The organism is Paraclostridium sp. MRS3W1, assembly GCF_032465715.1.
In the GTDB taxonomy this organism is placed as follows: Bacteria; Bacillota; Clostridia; order Peptostreptococcales; family Peptostreptococcaceae; genus Paraclostridium; species Paraclostridium dentum.
This window is the reverse complement of the sequence record NZ_JAWDJM010000087.1, coordinates 15100-34434: the sequence shown is the minus strand read 5'-3', so window position 1 is coordinate 34434 and position 19335 is coordinate 15100. Positions and strand designations below refer to the sequence as shown.

General features: G+C 28.6%; 19 protein-coding genes. 11 read left to right on the top strand and 8 right to left on the bottom strand.

Annotation, left to right across the window (positions count from 1 at the left end; translation table 11 throughout):
* Positions 1-145: 145 nt before the first annotated feature.
* Complete coding sequence (locus tag RWY47_RS06445; RefSeq protein ID WP_224170434.1) at positions 146-670, top strand: 2'-5' RNA ligase family protein; 525 nt, start codon at positions 146-148, stop codon at positions 668-670.
* A gap of 44 nt (positions 671-714) precedes the next feature.
* Here the strand turns inward: RWY47_RS06445 and RWY47_RS06440 are convergent, their stop codons facing one another.
* Together RWY47_RS06440 and RWY47_RS06435 are read right to left on the bottom strand one after the other, a co-directional pair.
* Positions 715-918 carry a hypothetical protein gene (locus RWY47_RS06440; RefSeq protein ID WP_021429438.1) on the bottom strand — a complete coding sequence of 68 codons (204 nt, stop codon included), beginning with the start codon at positions 916-918 and terminating at the stop codon, positions 715-717.
* A 138-nt stretch (positions 919-1056) separates the two neighbouring features.
* Positions 1057-1248: a hypothetical protein gene (locus RWY47_RS06435; protein WP_021429486.1), complete on the bottom strand. Its 192-nt coding sequence runs from the start codon at positions 1246-1248 to the stop codon at positions 1057-1059.
* Between the two features lie 357 nt (positions 1249-1605).
* Here RWY47_RS06435 and RWY47_RS06430 point away from each other — a divergent pair, with 357 nt between their 5' ends.
* From RWY47_RS06430 to RWY47_RS06420, 3 genes are all read left to right on the top strand, one after another.
* Positions 1606-2217, top strand: a complete 612-nt coding sequence (locus RWY47_RS06430; RefSeq protein ID WP_021429465.1) for an acetate uptake transporter — start codon at positions 1606-1608, stop codon at positions 2215-2217.
* Between the two features lie 193 nt (positions 2218-2410).
* On the top strand, positions 2411-3832 hold the full coding sequence (locus tag RWY47_RS06425) for a spore germination protein (protein ID WP_150843107.1): 1422 nt from the start codon (positions 2411-2413) through the stop codon (positions 3830-3832).
* A gap of 300 nt (positions 3833-4132) precedes the next feature.
* Positions 4133-5830, top strand: coding sequence for an oleate hydratase (locus tag RWY47_RS06420; RefSeq protein WP_150843108.1), 1698 nt, complete (start codon positions 4133-4135; stop codon positions 5828-5830).
* Between the two features lie 40 nt (positions 5831-5870).
* Here the strand turns inward: RWY47_RS06420 and RWY47_RS06415 are convergent, their stop codons facing one another.
* Positions 5871-6428 (bottom strand): TetR/AcrR family transcriptional regulator C-terminal domain-containing protein, encoded by a 558-nt coding sequence (locus tag RWY47_RS06415; RefSeq protein ID WP_150843109.1) that lies wholly within the window; start codon positions 6426-6428, stop codon positions 5871-5873.
* Positions 6429-6687: 259 nt separating this feature from the next.
* On the opposite strand from RWY47_RS06415, the gene typA reads away from it, so the two are divergent.
* The gene (gene typA / locus RWY47_RS06410) at positions 6688-8514 is read left to right on the top strand and encodes a translational GTPase TypA (protein ID WP_150843110.1); all 1827 of its coding nucleotides are present in this window, start codon (positions 6688-6690) and stop codon (positions 8512-8514) included.
* A 40-nt stretch (positions 8515-8554) separates the two neighbouring features.
* Here typA and RWY47_RS06405 read toward each other — a convergent pair whose 3' ends face one another.
* Complete coding sequence (locus tag RWY47_RS06405) at positions 8555-10234, bottom strand: ribonuclease J (protein WP_150843111.1); 1680 nt, start codon at positions 10232-10234, stop codon at positions 8555-8557.
* A 209-nt stretch (positions 10235-10443) separates the two neighbouring features.
* On the opposite strand from RWY47_RS06405, the gene RWY47_RS06400 reads away from it, so the two are divergent.
* From RWY47_RS06400 to RWY47_RS06390, 3 genes are all read left to right on the top strand, one after another.
* On the top strand, positions 10444-10989 hold the full coding sequence (locus tag RWY47_RS06400; protein ID WP_021429493.1) for an NADH peroxidase: 546 nt from the start codon (positions 10444-10446) through the stop codon (positions 10987-10989).
* A gap of 159 nt (positions 10990-11148) precedes the next feature.
* The gene (locus tag RWY47_RS06395; protein WP_021429510.1) at positions 11149-11520 is read left to right on the top strand and encodes a Fur family transcriptional regulator; all 372 of its coding nucleotides are present in this window, start codon (positions 11149-11151) and stop codon (positions 11518-11520) included.
* A 120-nt stretch (positions 11521-11640) separates the two neighbouring features.
* Positions 11641-12495, top strand: a complete 855-nt coding sequence (locus tag RWY47_RS06390) for a DegV family protein (protein ID WP_150843112.1) — start codon at positions 11641-11643, stop codon at positions 12493-12495.
* Positions 12496-12886: 391 nt separating this feature from the next.
* On the opposite strand, the gene RWY47_RS06385 is transcribed toward RWY47_RS06390, so the two are convergent.
* The gene (locus tag RWY47_RS06385; RefSeq protein ID WP_021429425.1) at positions 12887-13345 is read right to left on the bottom strand and encodes a metal-dependent transcriptional regulator; all 459 of its coding nucleotides are present in this window, start codon (positions 13343-13345) and stop codon (positions 12887-12889) included.
* Between the two features lie 163 nt (positions 13346-13508).
* Between RWY47_RS06385 and RWY47_RS06380 the strand changes: the two genes are divergently transcribed.
* Both RWY47_RS06380 and feoB read left to right on the top strand, forming a co-directional pair.
* Positions 13509-13736: a FeoA family protein gene (locus RWY47_RS06380; protein ID WP_021429491.1), complete on the top strand. Its 228-nt coding sequence runs from the start codon at positions 13509-13511 to the stop codon at positions 13734-13736.
* Between the two features lie 31 nt (positions 13737-13767).
* Positions 13768-15894 carry a ferrous iron transport protein B gene (feoB, locus tag RWY47_RS06375; RefSeq protein ID WP_150843113.1) on the top strand — a complete coding sequence of 709 codons (2127 nt, stop codon included), beginning with the start codon at positions 13768-13770 and terminating at the stop codon, positions 15892-15894.
* A gap of 47 nt (positions 15895-15941) precedes the next feature.
* On the opposite strand, the gene RWY47_RS06370 is transcribed toward feoB, so the two are convergent.
* Positions 15942-16787, bottom strand: a complete 846-nt coding sequence (locus RWY47_RS06370) for a DegV family protein (protein WP_224170432.1) — start codon at positions 16785-16787, stop codon at positions 15942-15944.
* 219 nt (positions 16788-17006) lie between these two features.
* Here RWY47_RS06370 and RWY47_RS06365 point away from each other — a divergent pair, with 219 nt between their 5' ends.
* Positions 17007-17927: a CPBP family intramembrane glutamic endopeptidase gene (locus tag RWY47_RS06365; RefSeq protein ID WP_224170431.1), complete on the top strand. Its 921-nt coding sequence runs from the start codon at positions 17007-17009 to the stop codon at positions 17925-17927.
* Positions 17928-17972: 45 nt separating this feature from the next.
* On the opposite strand, the gene RWY47_RS06360 is transcribed toward RWY47_RS06365, so the two are convergent.
* Complete coding sequence (locus RWY47_RS06360; protein WP_021429511.1) at positions 17973-18842, bottom strand: NAD(P)/FAD-dependent oxidoreductase; 870 nt, start codon at positions 18840-18842, stop codon at positions 17973-17975.
* A 99-nt stretch (positions 18843-18941) separates the two neighbouring features.
* On the bottom strand, positions 18942-19256 hold the full coding sequence (gene trxA / locus RWY47_RS06355) for a thioredoxin (protein ID WP_021433534.1): 315 nt from the start codon (positions 19254-19256) through the stop codon (positions 18942-18944).
* Positions 19257-19335: the final 79 nt, after the last annotated feature.

The following is a 19335-nucleotide window of genomic DNA, read 5'->3' as shown; positions in this document are numbered from 1 at the left end:
ACTCTATAGTTAATATCTCACGAATTTTATCTTTACATTCGAAGTAATATTTTCATAATTTGTATAAAAGTATTTTCATTAATATTTATTTATAAATTTTGGTATACTTTATTTATATAATAAATTTTAATTAGGAGATTATTTTATGAGATATGTTATAGTATCAGCAACTAAAGGAAATGCAGGTGAATTTAATAACAAGCTTCGAAAAAATTTATTTGAAAAATTTGGTGCTAAATCTTCAAAACTTCCACCACACTTTACAATAAAATCTCCATTTGAATCAAAAGATTTATCATCACTTGAAAATATGCTAAAAAAATTTTGCGATTCAAATCCTATTTCTTCATATAAAATAGATGGTTATGATCATTTTGATGATAGAGTTGTCTATATGAAGGTACTAATGAGTCCTCAAGGAAAAATGATTCATGATAAATTAATAATAGAATTATCAAAATTTCAATATATTAAATTCGATGGTCACGATGGAAAAGATAAAATTTTTCATATAACTTTAGCATCTAAAAAGATAAAAAAAATGTATAACGATATTTTCAATTATGTAACTCAAATACCGTGTATCTTTGATTGTAATTTTGATAACATATCAATATTCAAATGGGAAGATAATACATGGGTTTTACATAAAGAGTACTTATTTAATTAATAGAAAAAAAGGAAAGATAATTATATAATTATCTTTCCTTTTTTTTATTCCTCGTCTTCTTCATATTCCATATAATCTTCAACTTCATGTCCACATGCTGGACATTTATATTTATCTACACAGAACTCGAATTCTTCTTTTGTTTCATTATCAGTTCCTTCGTTTATTACTTCAAAGTCAGTTCCTTCTTCATGACTTATTAAATCCATAACCTCTACTATACACTTAGGACAATACATTGTACTCATATGTTAACCTCCGTATTTTTGCATATATATTCCCTACTATATTAACATTTAAATTATATTTTTACTATACAATACACATAAAATTAATTTATTTCATAAAAAATGAGCTATATATTTATATAGCTCGTTTTTTGTCTTTTATTTAGATATTTCTTTTAAAAACAGTTCTTCATTTTCTTTTATAACTAGTTCTCCATCTATAAATCCTACCGCTTCTTTCTTAAATGAACGACATTGACCTATACAACCTGTTTTTACATTTTCGTCTCCAACAATTTCTTTTATTTTATTAACATCAACATTTGAACAAAATGGACATACTCTTATCATTTTTAAAATCCTCCTAAAACCTCTTTAATTTAATGTATTTAAAATATACCCTTTGCAAGTTAATCCAAACATATTTATTGAAAATTTTCAAAATTCCATATATAACTAATTTAAATTTCTGATTTATAAAAATTACTTAATAATTATTAACTATAGTTATATATACTTAGAAAACATAATTTAAATAAATAAAATCGAGTAATTTTAAAGTTATTTGTAAAAAAATATAATTTTTTCGAAATTTTTATATACTTATCTAAAAAAAAATGATAATATATATAAGTATTTTTATTATATGTATACAAAATACAGCATTGAAATTATAAAATGATATTTATAAAATAGGAGGATTCTTAAATGACAAACGAAACAAAAGTAAAAGTTGTAACAGCTGATCCTTCAGCATTAGGACTTTTCGGACTAGCAATGATAACATTAGTTGCATCATCTTCTAAGTTAGGCTTAACTTCTGGAATATCTTTAGTTTTACCATGGGCTATATTCTTAGGAGCTACTGCTCAATTATTTGCATGTATAAACGACTTTAAACACAATAATACATTTGGAGCTACTGCTTTTGGTGGATATGCATTCTTCTGGTATGCAGTTGGTTTTACTTGGTTAATACAAAACGGAGTTTTTGGACCTGAATTACAAGCTTCTGCTGATCCTAAACAATTAGGTTTTGCTTACTTAGGATATTTAATATTCACATTATTTATGACTGTTGGAGCTATGGAAACTCATAAAGTATTATTTATAATATTTGTTCTTATAGACTGCTTATTCATAGGATTAACTTTAAGTTCATTTGGTATAATGGAACACGCTGCTCATCAATTTGCAGCATATTCTGAGTTAGGAATAGCAATATTCTCATTCTACGGTTCTGCTGCAGCTGTTTTAAACACTCACTTTGGTAGAGTATTTTTACCTGTAGGAAAGCCATTTGGAATATTTAAAAAGTAATTATTTTTAGGGGGGAGCTAGATATAATCAATATTATGTCTAGTCCTATTATATTGATATAGATAAATAGGGTATGTTCTAAACTTTAATTTAGAACATGCCCTATTTTTATTTGTATAAATGCCAAATAATAAATTTCAATATTTTGTACATACTATTATAGATTAGTTATTAAATTAGAAAGGGTGTTTTAATGATTCTAACTAAAAGTATTAAACGAAATGTAGAACTTATGAAAGAACACCTCCCTTTAGATAAAAGTTTTGATGTTATCCAAAGAGAGGTTATTATTGGCGGAAAAAGTTGCTATTTATTTTTTATTGATGGTTTTATAAAAGATGAAGTGATGGAAAGAATTCTTTCTGGATTTTTTAAAATATCAGAAAAAGATTTCGAATCAATTCATGAACTAAAAGATTTTATACATAAATATATTCCATATATAGAGGTAGCTAAAGAAAATAAATTAAAAAATATAGCTAAAGAAGTTCTTTCTGGCCCTATGGCTATATTAATCGATGGATTTGATGAGGCTATCATCCTAGATGTTAGGACATATCCTGTACGTGGCATAGGAGAACCCGAAAAAGAAAAAGCACTTAAAGGAGCAAAAGACGGTTTTGTTGAAACTATAGTTTTTAACACCGCTCTTGTAAGACGTAGAGTAAAAGATCCTGATCTTATATTTGAGATGTTTAGTGTTGGTCAAAGATCTAAAACAGATGTAGTTATTGGATATATAGATGGATTGGTCGATGATAAAACATTAAAACAATTAAAAAAACATATCGACGAAATAAATGTAAAATCATTAGTAATGAGTGAACAAAGTATAGTTGAGACCCTTGTTCAAAGTAGATGGTATAACCCATTTCCAAAAGCTAGGTACACAGAACGTCCTGATGTTGCAGCTGCTCATGTTTTAGAAGGTAAGATATTGTTGATCATAGATAACTCCCCTAATGCAATAATATTACCGACTACAATATTTGATTTTTTACAAGATGTTGATGATTTTTACCAACCTGTAATCATAGGAAATTATTTAAGGCTAATTAGAAATTTCACATTATTGGCTACTTTTATGATAACCCCTTTATATACCCTGGCTATAAGGTATGCATCTGATCTTCCAGTATGGCTACAATTTATAACCCCAAAAGACCCCTACGATGTTCCTATTTTTCTACAGTTTTTAATTTTGGAGTTTTCTGTAGATGCACTCCAACTTGCCTCACTTAATACTCCTGGTTCACTAGGTATGTCGTTATCTGTTATCGGTGCCCTTATTTTAGGTGATTTTGCAGTCCAAACTGGCTGGTTTATACCTCACACCATCCTATATATGGCTATTGTTGCACTTGGAAGCTACTCTCAACCAAGTGTTGATTTAGGGTATTCTATAAAAATAGTTAGGATACTGCTCTTAATTTTAACAGCTGCATTTAATATCTGGGGATTTGTCGCTGGATTAATAATTGCACTTGTACTTCTAATGACAAATAAAACAATCACTGGAAAAAGTTACTTATATCCACTTATTCCATTTGAATATAGTGCTTTAAAAAGATTAATTTTTAGAGTTAAGCTAGATACTAAAAGTGAAGGTAAATAGTCTTTAAAAAATGATGCCACTAAACGGCATCATTTTTTACGCCTAAGGAATTTATGATTAACGAATATATGTGTATAACTTATGAAGTATAGTACATCAAAATATTAGTGAAAGTAAAAAATTACATTTTGAGCAACGGACGAAGTCGTTGGCAACATGAGCGAAGCGAATTTTTTATTAAACAAATTCAATAAAATGTGCTAACTTTACACATTTAATCAAATTTGTTTATTTATAACCTATGGAAATTTAATTACTCTTACTATAAGGAAATTTAATAAATTATGGGGGTGTAATATAATGGGCAACTTTCAAAATATTAAAACTTTAAAACCAAGTTTTATTGAAAACAAACATGCATACTTAATAGGAGGTGGTATAGCCTCTTTAGCTGCAGCTGTATTTTTAATTAGAGATGGTCATATGGATGGTAATCATATTACTATTTTAGAGGAAACAGATATTCTTGGTGGTGCTATGGATGGATGTGGTAGTTTTGAAAATGGTTATTTAATTCGTGGCGGACGCGAAATGGAAGAACACTACGAATGTACGTGGGACTTATTTTCTAGTATTCCATCTTTAGATGATCCAACTATAAGTATTTTAGAAGAATTTAGAGATTTGAATATTAAAGATCCTAATGAATCTACTTGTAGAATTTTAGAAAACTGTGGAGAAAAGGGCGATTTTTCATCTCTTGGTCTAAATGATTTACATATAAAACAACTAGCCAAACTTTTTCTTGCAACAGAAGATGATCTAGGCCAAACTACAGTTGATCAATTTTTCGATAAATCTTTCTTTGATACTAATATGTGGTGTTTTTGGCGTTCTATGTTTGCATTTGAGACTTGGCATAGTGTTGTAGAAATGAAAAGATACATGGAACGTTTCATTCATCTGCTTCCAGGTATGAATTCAATGAAAAACATTATGTTTAGCAAATATAATCAATATGATTCTTTTATACTACCTTTAAAAAATTGGTTAAAGGCTAAAGGTGTTATATTTAATTTAAATTCTCAAGTCACAAATTTAAGTATGGAAATTAATGAAGATATAAAAAAAGTTACAGCTATACATTTATTAAGAGATAAAAACAAAGAGGTAATCAATGTAACAGAAAATGATTTAGTTTTTGTTACTACAGGGTCTATGACAGAAAATTCAACTATTGGAAATATGGACACTGCACCTATTTTAAACTCAGATGAAGGAGCTTGTTGGACTTTATGGAAAAATATATCTAAAAACCATCCATCATTCGGAAATCCAGAAGTATTTTGTAGTGATATAGACAAAAGTAAGTGGGAATCATTTACCATCACATGCAAAGATTCTAAACTAATAAAGAAACTTCAAGATTTAACTGGAAGAGATCCATATTCAGGAAAAGTTGTTACAGGTGGAATTATAACTATAAAGGATTCTAATTGGCTATTGAGTATAACTTGCAATAGACAACCTCATTTTATAAATCAACCTAAAGATGTTATTGTATTATGGGCTTATGGCCTTTTCCCTGATAACATTGGTAACTTTGTTAAAAAGAAAATGTGCGATTGTACAGGTTCTGAGTTAGCAATGGAACTTTTATATCATATGGGCTTAGAAAATGACATTCCAGAAATTTTAACTACAATTAATGTTATCCCATGCATGATGCCATATGTTACTAGCCAGTTTATGCCTCGTATAAAAGGAGACCGTCCAGATGTTGTGCCTGAAGGAAGTGTAAATTTTGCATTTTTAGGTCAATTCGTTGAAATACCTGGTGATTGTGTATTTACTGTTGAGTACTCTGTTCGTTCAGCAATGATGGGAGTATACAGCTTACTTAATATAGATAGAAATATCCCTGAAGTATATCCTTCAAAATATGATATACGTTCCATCTCTGCAGCAACAAAAACATTATATGGTAAAAGACCTTTACCTGGCGAATTCTTAATAAAGAAATTATTACAAAACACAAGTCTAGATGGTCTTATATAAAATAAAAAACAATGTAGTCAGTTGACTACATTGTTTTTTGCTATATAGATTCACTCCTAAGTAATAGTTTATGTACATCTCCATTAACTATTTTATTGAGATTTTTAATTATTTCCTCAGGATTTTCTTCCATTTTATTTTTTATCCACTCTATTAGTAAGCCAGTTAAGGAAATCTTATAGTAATTTAAAACAAACTCTTTTTCTATTTGTGAAATGTCAATTTCTTCAGAAAGGTCATTTACTACTTTAAAAACTAGCTTGTATACAGCTTTATGTACATGCATTTCTAATTGCTTTAAATCTATAGAATTATAAATATTAAAAATCATTTTTTTATTTTCAGATAAATAATTTAATATTTTCAAAAAACTTTGTTGCCATTCTTCAAATGTAATCTTCTCTTTTATCTCTTCATTAATCTCTGTCTTTAAAATCCACTCTAAAAGATCGTAAATATCTTTAAAATGATAATAAAATGTACGTCTATTTACACCACAATCTTGTACAATATCATTAATTGTAATTTTATTTAACGATGTTGTATTCATTAAACTTTTTAATGATGAGGCCAAAGCTTTTTTTGTTATTTGCGACATAAACAAAATTTCCTTTCATCAATATAAATATATTATATTTTACCTAAAATATATAGTCAACGATTACAAAACTCTAAAATTAGACAAAATAATTTTCAATTTAACAATTCCAATTTTTTTAAAAAATATATACAGTAATATTATTTTATAATTTAGGATAACCTTATCATTGTAAATACTCATTTTTTTAGTTTTACAATTTCTTTTGTATATGGTATACTTAATCAGTTATTTAATATCGGAAGGAGAGTTTTTGACAATGACAAACAAAAACAAAATAATAAACATAGCAGTTATCGCCCATGTCGATGCTGGTAAATCAACATTAGTTGATGCCTTCTTATCTCAATCAGGAGTTTTCAGAGATAACGAAGTTGTAAAAGATTGTGTAATGGATAGTAACGACCTAGAAAAAGAAAGAGGTATAACAATATACTCTAAAAACTGTGCTATAAACTATAATGATTATAAAATAAATATAGTAGATACACCTGGACATAGTGATTTCTCTTCTGAGGTTGAACGTGTTATAAAAACTGTTGATACAGTTATATTATTAGTAGATGCTAGTGAAGGGCCAATGCCTCAAACTAGATTCGTTTTACAAAAATCATTAGAGGCTGGTCTTAGACCAATATTATTCATAAATAAAATAGACAAACAAGATCAAAGAGCTGAAGAAGTTGTTGACGAAGTATTCGATTTATTCGTTGACTTAAATGCAACTGATGAGCAATGTGAGTTCCCAATAATATACGGTATAGCTAAGCAAGGAATTGCTAAAAAAGAAATGGACGACGATAGCAATGACTTATCTCCTCTATTTGAAACTGTAGTAAATCATGTTGAAGCTTACCCTGATTATGCATCTGAGCCTTTACAACTTCAAGTATCTGCACTTGCATACGATGATTATGTAGGTAGACTTGGAATAGGTAGAGTTTACAAAGGAACAGTAAAAAATGGATCTCAAGTATCTGTTTGTAAAGCTGACGGAACTGTTGCTAGAGGAAAAGTATCAAAACTTACAGTTTACGAAGGACTTCGTCAAGTTGAAAAAGATGAAGCATATGCTGGAGATATAGTAGTTGTAGCTGGTATGCCAGATATATCTATCGGAGAAACTATATGTGATTCAGATAATCCATTACCAATGGAACTTATTCATATAGAAGAACCAACTCTATCAATGAACTTCTTGGTAAATGATTCTCCATTCTGTGGTAAGAGCGGTAAATTTGTTACTACTAGACATATAAAAGATAGATTAGATAAAGAATTAGAAGTTAATGTTGGGTTAAAAGTTGAGCCAATGGATACTACTGATGGATTCAAAGTATCTGGACGTGGAGAGCTTCACTTATCAATATTACTTGAAAACATGAGACGTGAAGGATATGAAATAGGAGTTTCTAAACCAGAAGTTTTATTCATAAAAGAAGACGGAAAATTAATGGAACCTATGGAAAAAGTTATAGTTAACTGTCCAGAAACTTATTCAGGAACTGTTATAAACAAATTAAACTTAAGAAAAGCTATGATGGAAGCTATGGAAATAGAAGGAGATTATGTAAAAATAACATTTATCGCTCCTACTAGAGGTTTATTAGGATATAGAAGTGAATTCATAAACGATACTCGTGGAGAAGGAACTATAGTTAGATCATTCGAAAGATACGAAGAGCACAAAGGTGCTATCCCAGGAAGAACTAACGGAGTTTTAGTTGCTCAAGGTGCTGGTAGTACTATGGCGTACGCTCTTAGTGCACTTAGTGAAAGAGCTCAAATGTTCGTTGATCCAGGTGTTGATGTTTACGAAGGTATGATAATCGGTATGAACTCAAGAAAAGATGATATGGTTGTTAACCCTTGTAAAAACAAGAAATTAACTAACGTTCGTGCATCTGGTACTGATGACGCAGTTAAATTACAAGCTGCTAGAACATTTACATTAGAAGAAGCTCTAGAGTTTATAGATGATGATGAGTTAGTTGAAATAACTCCAGATTCTATTAGACTTAGAAAAAGATTCTTAAATGAAAATGAAAGATTAAGATATAACAAATCTAGACAATCTAGTAAATAATTAATAAAAAAGGAGCTGTATATTAACAGCTCCTTTTATTTTATACTTCTACAATTATCGGGAATATACTAGTTCCTCTCTTTAATTTAACATACAGATGCCTATCCACAGCTTTTTTAACTCTAGATTTCATTACACTCCACTCTAACACATCATTTTCTAAGCATTTTTCAACTTCATTTAATACAATAGTTTTTACATCATCTATTAAATCGGTAGCTTCTCTTGCATATATAAATCCTCTAGTTATTATATCTGGTCCTGCTACTATAGACTTACTTTCTTTATCTATACCTATAACAATTGTCATCATACCATTTTCTGCTAAATATTTTCTATCCCTTAAAACAATATTACCTACATCTCCAACACCTATACCATCTACATATACAGTCCCTACTCTTACCTTTCCATTTTTTTTAGCAGTTTTTTTATTTAATTCAAGAACTTCTCCGTTATCTAAAATAAATATGTTTTCTTTTTTCATTCCTAATTTAGCTGCTAAATTTTTATGGTGTACTAAATGTCTATACTCTCCATGGACTGGCATAAAAAACTTTGGATGAACTAATGTATGTATAAGTTTCAATTCTTCTTGATATGCATGCCCTGAAACATGTACAGCCTCTAAATCTTTGTATATTACCTCTGCTCCTTTTCTATATAACTGGTTTATAACTTTTGAAATAAGTTTATCATTCCCAGGTATAGGTGAAGCTGATATTATAAATAAGTCATTATTTTTTATTTTTATTTTTTTATGTGTATCAAAAGCTATTCTAGCAAGTCCTGCCATAGCTTCTCCTTGACTCCCTGTAGTTATTATAGTTATTTCATCATTATTATAATTTTCCATTTCATCAATACTTATCTTATAACCATCAGGAATATTTAAATATCCAAGCTCTATAGCAACGGCTGATACATTTTCCATACTACGTCCGCTAAATACAACTCTTCTATTATTAGCTACAGATGCATTAACAATTTGTTGCATTCTATGTATATTAGATGCAAATGTCGCAACTATTATCCTTCCTATTCTACCATTAAAGATTCTATCTAATGTTTCTCCTATAGTTTTTTCAGATAACGAATGTCCTTTTCTTTCTACATTTGTACTATCAGCTAATAACAATAATACTCCTTTTTTGCCTATCTTAGATATACTCTCTAAATCCATTCTTCTACCATCTATAGGAGTGTAATCAACTTTAAAATCCCCTGTGTGCAGTATTACTCCTATTGGTGAATTTATACAAATAGCACATGCATCTGCAATACTATGTGTTACACTTATAAATTCAATTTTAAAATATTCCAACTGAACTAACTGTTTATCTTCTACTGAATTTAAATTACATATATCTAATATATTATGTTCTCTTAACTTATTTTCAATTAGACCTATAGTTAATTTAGTTCCGTATACAGGCATATTTATTTGCTTTAATATGTATGGAATAGCCCCAATATGGTCTTCATGCCCATGGGTAACAAACATACCTTTAACCTTGTCTTTATTTTCTATTAAATAAGATATATCAGGAATTAATAAATCTACGCCATACATATCTTCATCTGGAAATGATAATCCTCCATCTATAATAATTATTTCATCTTTATACTCTATCGCTGTTATATTTTTTCCTATTTCTCCGAGTCCACCTAATGGAATAACTTTTAGTTTGCCTATATTGGATTTTATTGAACCTTCCATATTTAAAACACCTCTCTAACTATTTCTTCTATCTACATTTATTATGCATATTTTTCACACCTATTAGTCTCTTCTTTTATAAATATTGTGATAGTATTTATAATTTATTTAATTTAAAACTGTTGACAGAATTATAACTTTATTGTATCATTAATTTGTAGTTAATAATAGTAATGATTACTACTTTTAATTTTAAGGAGGAATATATAATGAAAAAATTTGTTTGTACAGTATGTGGATATATACATGAGGGAGAAACTGCTCCAGAAATCTGTCCAGTTTGCAAAGTTGGAGCTGATAAGTTTAATGAAATGTCAGGAGAAATGGTTTGGGCTGACGAACATAGAATAGGTGTTGCTCAAGGAATAGATGCTGAAATAGTTGAAGGTTTAAGAGCTAACTTCGTTGGAGAATGTACAGAAGTTGGTATGTATTTAGCTATGAGCCGTCAAGCTGATAGAGAAGGTTTCCCAGAGGTAGCTGAAGCTTATAAAAGAATAGCATTTGAAGAAGCTGAGCATGCAGCTAAATTCGCTGAGTTATTAGGCGAAGTTGTTGTTGCTGATACTCAAGCCAACTTAAAAGCTAGAGTTGAAGCTGAATACGGTGCAACTGAAGGAAAATTAAAAATAGCTAAAAGAGCTAAAGAGTTAGGACTTGATGCTATACATGATACAGTTCATGAAATGTGTAAAGATGAAGCTAGACATGGTAAAGCATTCTTAGGCCTACTAGAAAGACACTTTACTAAATAATATTTTATCGTCATTTCTCAATTCACATAATCCTAGAGTAGCTTATTTATTAGGCTACTCTATTTTATTATTTTTAATTTTAGTTTATAATATAATTTGATTATAAATTAACTCTTTAGGGTATATTTATGATAAAAACAATGATAAGCAGGTGGTATTTTGAAATTTTCAAAACAAAGAGAACTTATACTAAACGCCGTTAAGGACAACACGGTTCATCCTACTGCAGATTTTATATATGATTATCTAAAAAAGGATAATCCAAACTTAAGTTTAGGTACCGTTTATAGAAATTTATCTCAACTTGTAAATCACGGTTATATTCAAAAAGTTAGTATGCCTGGTCTTCCCGATAGATTTGATGCTAACGTAATAGAACACAATCATATGATTTGCGACGTTTGTGGAAACATACAAGATATTCATTCAGATATATTAAAGAATATTCCTTCAGCTATTTCTAACGAACTCGATATAGAAATTACATCTTGTACTGTTATACTTCATGGTATTTGTAAAAATTGTAAATAATATTATATAATAAGAGGCACTGTATAGTGCCTTATTATATTTTACAATCCAATCATTTTATTATATAATGAATTATCGCAGTTTTTATAAATATATTTATATATATAGAAGGAGGTTTTTATGGGTATTAAAATAATTACAGATAGTACATCTTACATACCTGCTGAATACATAGAAAAATTCGATATAAAGGTAGTCTCTCTTAATGTTTTTATGGATAATGAAAGTTTCCGTGAGTTGAACTTAGATAATAAAACTTTCTATACTAAAATGGATGCTTTATCTGAGATACCTAAATCATCTCAACCAGTTCCAGATGAAATGCTAAATGTATTTAAAAGTATAGTGGAAAATGGTGATTCTATTTTAGGAATTTTTCTATCTTCAAATATGAGTGGTACATATTCTAGTGCTAACCTAATAAAAAATATGATTTTAGAAGACTATCCTAATGCAGATATTAATATAATAGATTCAAAGACAAACTGTATGCAAATGGGATTTGCAGCTATTGAAGCTGCGCGTTTAGCAATTGATGGTAAATCTATGGATGAAGTTATAGATAGAACAAATAAAGTTTTATCTAATAGTAAATTTATATTCTCTCCTGATACTCTAGATTATTTAAAAAAAGGAGGCAGAATAGGAAGTGCTTCTGCTCTTTTAGGTTCTATCTTGCAAATAAAACCTATTTTAACAGTTACAGATGGTACCACTTCTGTTTTTACAAAAGTAAGAACCAGAAAAAAAGCTATAGACAAGTTAGTATCTACATTTTTTGAAGAAATTGACAATAAAGGTCTTGGAGATGTAATAGTCCACCATATAAATTGTGAAGAAGAAGGTCTTCAACTTGCTAGTTATTTAGAAAAAAAATTAAATACTACAGTTAAAATACAATCAATAGGTCCTGTAATCGGTCTTCATGTTGGTCCTGGAAGTATTGGTATAGCTTTTTATACAAATATAGACTAAAAAATAAAAGCCCTAGAAAAATTTCTAAGGCTTTTTATATATTATCTTTCTATTATATACTGTCATCAACTACGTTTTCAGATATATATGCAGCAACATATAATCCGTACATTAATACTAATAAAACTGCAGTTATTAAAACTATAGTCATATCCTCTCACTTCCTTCTTAACTCTAATTGTAGTTTTTCAATGTGAAATCTATATGATCTTGATATGTTTTTTGAATTAATTATTTTTCCTAAATTAAAACTACATATTATTCATTTGAATTTTGTACATATAATTATTATTTACCTTATATATGTTATATCATTAATTAAGATTTTCACAGTTACATTATTGTAATATTTTTCAATTTAATAATTTTCGACTAATATATGTAATATGTCTTACAAGTTTTGATATACTTTTAGCCTTTCCAATATCCCTTCATTTTCTTCAAAAAAATTAATCAAATTGTTTATTCTTACTAAAGTTTCTAGACTTATCGTATGTTCTATTTTTTCCGTTTCTTCATGCAAGTATTCATCCAATCCAATTAATTTTAAAAATTCGTATATAGTATTATGTCTTTCTAAAAATTTTTTTCCCATATCTGCACCTAAATCGCTTAAATTTATTGATCCATAAAGTTCATGTGTTAATAATTTTTTTTGCTGTAATTTTCTTACCATATTACTTACAGATGATGGTTTTATATTTAAAGCTTTTGATAAATCTTTTATTTTTACATTTTCATTTTCACTTTGTAATCTATAAATCATTTCAATATAGTCTTCTTCATTAGGACTTAGACTATTATCTTTCATATATTCTTTAAATGTATAAAACTGATTAAGATCCCTCAAACTTTCTCCTCCTAAATCTAATCTCATATCTACTATATTAGATTTTCATGTAATATATTCTAAATTAATGTAACATTCTAATAAAATTTTTCATAATATTTATTGTAAGAAATTTAGCTTAGGCTAAAATTTTTTCTTACTTTATTTAAATGGAGGTATTTTTATGGTAAAGCTTACTGATGTAGATATTTGTAGCACCGTTAAGGTAGAAGGACTTTTATCAGAAGGTTACCTAAGAGAGCGAATGTTAGCGCTTGGCTTAACTAATGGTGCTTTAATAGATGTCGTTAGACGTGGTCCTAAAGATAATTTAACTGTATATAATATACGAGGTGCTATGATTGCACTTAGAAAAGAAGAAGGTCAAAAAATTTTAGTTTCATATATATAAACCTTAAATTAAAAAAAGGGGGGATAAAATTATGGGGTTAACTTATAATTCAACTAAGATAAAATCATTAAAAGATATGTTTAACATAGACAAAAAAGATAATCAATATATAATAGCTCTTGCTGGAAATCCTAATACAGGAAAAAGTACTGTGTTTAACTATTTAACTGGACTTAAGCAACATACTGGAAATTGGCCGGGAAAAACAGTGTGTACAGCTAGAGGGGACTTTAAATATAATTCAAAAGATTTTGCTTTGATTGATTTACCAGGTACTTATTCATTATTTGCAGCATCCCAAGAAGAAATAGTAGCCCGTGATTTTGCTTGCTTTGGAAATCCAGATGCTGTTATAGTTGTGGCTGATGCCACTTCATTAGAACGTAATTTAAATTTAGCTTTTCAAGTGATGGAACTTACAGATAATGTTATACTTTGTATAAATCTAGTTGATGAAGCAAGAAAAAAAGGTATTTTTATAAATAAAGAAATTATAGAAAATCAACTTGGAATTCCTGTTGTTTTAACATCAGCTAGAAGCGGTGAAGGCATGGATAATTTACTTGAAACTTTAGATTTAGTCGTAACTAATTCTTACCACTATAATAATAAGATAATAAAATATAATGAAAATATAGAAGATTTGTTAAAAATTATAGAAAGTGATTTATCTTCAAGTATACCTTATATAAAATCTAGGTGGTTAGGTCTTAGGTTAATTGATGGAGATAATAGTATATATGACTCTATGAATAATTATATAAATGGAGACTACAAAACTGAAATAGATAAAATAAAAGCAAAATTACCAGAGGATATTAATAAAGTTTCAATTAGAGATTCTATGAGTATGAATATGTATGAATATGCAAAAAAACTTTATGATAAAAGTGTAATAATACAAAATAAAAGCAAATTCCATAGAGATGAAAAAATTGATAAAATAATTACATCTAAAATACTTGGATTGCCATTAATGCTTTTAATGCTTTGTATAGTCCTTTGGATTACTATTGAAGGTGCCAACGTTCCATCAAATCTTCTATCTAATTTACTATTCAAATTTGAGCCTATTTTGTATAGTCTTTTATCATCTATTCATTGTCCTTTGTGGTTAAACGAAATGATTAGTTTTGGAATGTATAGAACTCTCGCATGGGTTATTTCAGTTATGCTTCCTCCTATGGCAATATTTTTTCCGCTTTTCACTCTTCTTGAAGATTTCGGATATTTACCTAGAGTGGCCTTCAATCTAGATCATATGTTTAAAAAAGCTTGTTGCCATGGCAAACAATGTTTAACTATGTGTATGGGATTTGGATGCAATGCAGCAGGTGTTATAGGATGTAGAATTATAGATTCTCCTCGAGAAAGGTTAATCGCTATACTTACAAATAACTTTGTACCTTGTAATGGGCGTTTCCCTACATTAATAGCTATAGCTACAATTTTTTTCACATATTTTATCAAAAACTCTTTTGTGAGTAGTACTATTGTTGCCCTTTGTATAGCACTTTGTATAATATTTGGAATTGTAACTACTCTATTAGTTTCTTATATTTTATCTAAAACACTATTAAAGGGAGTTCCTTCAACTTTTACATTAGAACTTCCACCTTACAGAACACCTAAAATAGGTAGAGTTATATATACATCTATAATAGATAGAACTATTTTCGTATTGGGTAGAGCTGTAGTAGTTGCAATACCTGCAGGTCTTATTACATGGGTATTTGCAAATATTTATATAGGTGATATGAGTGTATTATCACACGTAGCAAGCTTTTTAGATCCAACCGCAAGCTTCATTGGACTTGATGGGTTTATATTACTTGCATTCATTTTAGGATTCCCTGCAAACGAGATTGTAATACCAATACTGTTAATGTCTTATTTGGCAACAGGTTCCATGATTGAATTCGATAGTTTAAATGCACTTGGAGAGGTTTTGAAAGATAATGGCTGGACTTATTTAACTGCCATAAATACAATGCTATTTAGCCTTCTGCATTGGCCTTGTGCAACAACACTATGGACAATAAAAAAGGAAACACAAAGTCTTAAATGGACTGCAGTTGGATTTTTAATGCCTACTCTAGTTGCGTTTATAGTATGCTTTTCAACAACTTGTATATTTAATTTATTTGGCTTAGCTTAATTTAATTTATTAAAAAGACTGTTTCAAATTAATTTGAAACAGTCTTTTTATATATCAGCACAAACTATACCTATTATGCCAGGTCCTGTATGTGAGCATATACTTGAACTAACATTTTCAACTATTATATTACTTACATCGAATTCTTCTTCTATTCTTTCTTTAAATGAAATAAGCTCAAGTTCATTATCTCCATAAGTAAGCATTACTCTTTTTTTGCTTAAATCACTTCCTATATTTTCTTTTATTGTATTTATTATTTTACTTAAAACTTGCTTTTTTCCTCTTACTTGCCCTGCAGGCTTTACAATACCGTCTTCTACAGAAAGGATCGGCTTTATATTCAACATATTTCCTATAGTTGCCTTTGCTAAAGATAGCCTTCCGCCCTTTTGTAAATAATCTAATGTGTCTACAGTAAAAAATATATTTATACCTTTCTTAATTTCTTCTAGATGATTAATTATATTATCTATAGATTCTCCATTTTCAATCATTTCTGCTGCTGATAAAACAAAACAAGAACTCCCTATAGATAAATTTTGTGTATCAAATATATATATCTCTCCATCTAAGTCGTTTTTTGCCATAGTTGCACTTTGTAATGTTCCCGATGCAGCTGATGAACCTCCTATATAAAGTATATCTTTACCTTGACTTATATATTTTTTAAAAGTATCTAAAAATTGTATATATGTACATTGAGATGTTTTAGTCATATTTTCACTATTTCTTAACATTTTATAAAACTCTTCTTTGCTTAAATCAACTCCATCAATGTACTCTTTATTATCAAATATAACAGTTAATGGAACTATATGTATATCATATGTTTTTATCAATTCTTTAGGTATATCCGACAAACTGTCACATACCAATTTTATATTACTCATTTAAATTCCTCCAAAACTAGAACTTTACAAGTATAATGCTTTCTTGTATTATGTTTTGATATAATAACAAAGTATTATCACCTGGTATTAATTATAATAGCACATATGTTTTTTTATTTCTACTATAATATTTTTCTAATTTAATAAAGTTTTAAAATTTGTTAAATCAAAGCATATTATAAGTTTATATACAAATATTAACAATAGGAGGTGATAGATTTGTTTTTACCAAAGAACAATCTATTTATTGAAGCAAAAGAAAGTAGATATTTAGCAAATATCATTCTAGGTCCAATATTAGCACTTTTAATGATCATATTTGGTCAAATTTTAGGAGGATTTTTAATACCTGTTATATATAACCAATTTGATAATTTATCTTCTATTTTGAACTTAAGTCCTAATTTTGCTAATTTATTTTTAGAACATATACTGCTAACTTTACCAACTATATTAATGGTATTTTTGTGGGTTAAGTTTATTGAAAAGCGAAAATTTTCTTCTATAGGTTTTGCCAGCAATAATTTCATTATAAAATATCTAAAAGGATTTTTTATAGGTCTTGTGATGATGACTTCAACTGTAGCTTTATTATACTTATTTGGTTCTGTTACTGTGGAAAATACTCCAAGACAAGCAATCGGAACTCTTGCCTTATCAAATGTTTTACTAATCATTCCAGCTTGGATGATTCAAAGTGCCAATGAAGAAATAGTTATTAGAGGCTGGCTTATGAATGTTTTAGGAGCAAAATATACTCCGGTAGTAGGCCTAATAGTATCTTCAGTGTTCTTTGGCGTTGTTCATTTAGCTAATCCAGGTATAACATTTATTGCTGTACTTAATATAATTTTAGTTGGATTATTTTTAGGTATGTATGTAATAAAGACAAATGATTTATGGGGAGTATGTGGAATTCATGCAGCTTGGAATTTTTCTCAAGGAAATGTTTTTGGATTCGAGGTTAGCGGAGGTAAGGCTTTAATAGGTTCTATTTTTGATTTAAAATTAAGAGGAAGTGAAATTGTATCTGGTGGAATTTTCGGTCCAGAAGCTGGAATATGCGCAACTATAGTTTTAACTATTTGCGCAATTATAATTGCAATCAACTTAAAAAATAAAAAAATATTAAATGATTAAATTATAAAAACCTCCTTTAAAAATAAAAGGAGGTTTTCTGTATTTTTATTTTAGGCTTTCTCTCTTCTTTTTATCCAAATAGCTAACTGCATTAAGTGCAGCTATTTGACCTTGACCTGCTGATTTTAAATACTGATATGGCTTACCTGCACAATCCCCACAAGCATAGCATCCTGGTATATTAGTTTCCATATTTATATTAACTTTTATATGTACTCCTTCAGTTTCTATTCCTGGTACTAAAGCCTTTGGAGAAGCACTATCTTTCATAACAAATACACCATCAACATCTAATTCTTGATTTCTAAGCTTCAATTTATTAACTAAATTATCACCTTGTATCTCAAGTGGAAAATCTTTTATAACATCTATATCTTCATTTAAATTAAGTTCATTTTTATGCATAGGTATAAAATATGTTTTAGCCGCAATTTCACTCAAGAAGTTTGCATCTTCTTCAGCCTCATGATTATAACCTATTACTGCAACATTTTTATCTCTATATAATGGTGCATCACAAGTTGCGCAATATCCTACACCTTTTCCTAAAAATTCTTCTTCACCTTTTATAGGCTTTCCATATTCAACGCCTGTTGCTATTATAACAGTGCTAGCTTCAACCATTTCATCTCCAGCCATTAATGTAAAATACTCTCCCATAGCATATACATTATTTATTTTTAACTTAGTAATTTCAATATTCATATCTTCTAAATGTTGTTTAAATTTATCCTTTAAATCATTTCCACTTATATCATAAAATCCTAAGTAATTATCTATTGATGGAGCTTTAACTAATTTAGCACTTAAATCATCATTTCCAAATAAAATTACTTTTTTATTTCTTATCGTTCCATTTATTGCTGCAGATATTCCTGCTGGACCGCTTCCTATTACAGCTATATCATATCTCATTAAATCCACCTTCTTTCAAATTATTTACCCATTAAATATATGTAATTTAGGGTGCTAATATAACTTAGCACCCTAATAAGTCCAATCATTTAATAAATTTTATAAATGAGCTTCTACTTTAGCTTTTAAACTTTCTTTTGGCATAAATCCAACTAATTTATCAACTACTTTACCATCTTTAAATATCATCATAGTTGGAACTGTTGATATTCCAAATTTTTGAGCTAATTCTAAACTTTCATCTATGTCAACCTTTACAAATTTAGCATTATTTAATTCTTCTGAAACACTTTCAAATACTGGAGCTAACATTTTGCAAGGTCCACACCATGTTGCAAAAAAGTCTACAACTACAACACCTTGATTATCTTCTACTGCACCTCTAAAATTCCCTGTATTTATTATTTTAGCCATAATATTTTCCTCCTAATATATCTATATATTTATTTTAATTTTTACTATTTAATTCTTTATTATATTATATTTTATAAAG

Excerpts from the sequence above, each read along its gene's own strand:
- RWY47_RS06440 (WP_021429438.1), bottom strand. The coding sequence starts at position 918 with ATGAGTACAATGTATTGTCCTAAGTGTATAGTAGAGGTTATGGATTTA.
- RWY47_RS06380 (WP_021429491.1), top strand. The coding sequence starts at position 13,509 with ATGGTAAAGCTTACTGATGTAGATATTTGTAGCACCGTTAAGGTAGAA.
- RWY47_RS06445 (WP_224170434.1), top strand. The coding sequence starts at position 146 with ATGAGATATGTTATAGTATCAGCAACTAAAGGAAATGCAGGTGAATTT.
- feoB (WP_150843113.1), top strand. The coding sequence starts at position 13,768 with ATGGGGTTAACTTATAATTCAACTAAGATAAAATCATTAAAAGATATG.
- RWY47_RS06405 (WP_150843111.1), bottom strand. The coding sequence starts at position 10,234 with ATGGAAGGTTCAATAAAATCCAATATAGGCAAACTAAAAGTTATTCCA.
- RWY47_RS06430 (WP_021429465.1), top strand. The coding sequence starts at position 1,606 with ATGACAAACGAAACAAAAGTAAAAGTTGTAACAGCTGATCCTTCAGCA.
- RWY47_RS06370 (WP_224170432.1), bottom strand. The coding sequence starts at position 16,787 with ATGAGTAATATAAAATTGGTATGTGACAGTTTGTCGGATATACCTAAA.
- RWY47_RS06420 (WP_150843108.1), top strand. The coding sequence starts at position 4,133 with ATGGGCAACTTTCAAAATATTAAAACTTTAAAACCAAGTTTTATTGAA.
- RWY47_RS06435 (WP_021429486.1), bottom strand. The coding sequence starts at position 1,248 with ATGATAAGAGTATGTCCATTTTGTTCAAATGTTGATGTTAATAAAATA.
- RWY47_RS06400 (WP_021429493.1), top strand. The coding sequence starts at position 10,444 with ATGAAAAAATTTGTTTGTACAGTATGTGGATATATACATGAGGGAGAA.
- RWY47_RS06425 (WP_150843107.1), top strand. The coding sequence starts at position 2,411 with ATGATTCTAACTAAAAGTATTAAACGAAATGTAGAACTTATGAAAGAA.
- RWY47_RS06390 (WP_150843112.1), top strand. The coding sequence starts at position 11,641 with ATGGGTATTAAAATAATTACAGATAGTACATCTTACATACCTGCTGAA.
- trxA (WP_021433534.1), bottom strand. The coding sequence starts at position 19,256 with ATGGCTAAAATAATAAATACAGGGAATTTTAGAGGTGCAGTAGAAGAT.
- RWY47_RS06360 (WP_021429511.1), bottom strand. The coding sequence starts at position 18,842 with ATGAGATATGATATAGCTGTAATAGGAAGCGGTCCAGCAGGAATATCT.
- typA (WP_150843110.1), top strand. The coding sequence starts at position 6,688 with ATGACAAACAAAAACAAAATAATAAACATAGCAGTTATCGCCCATGTC.
- RWY47_RS06415 (WP_150843109.1), bottom strand. The coding sequence starts at position 6,428 with ATGTCGCAAATAACAAAAAAAGCTTTGGCCTCATCATTAAAAAGTTTA.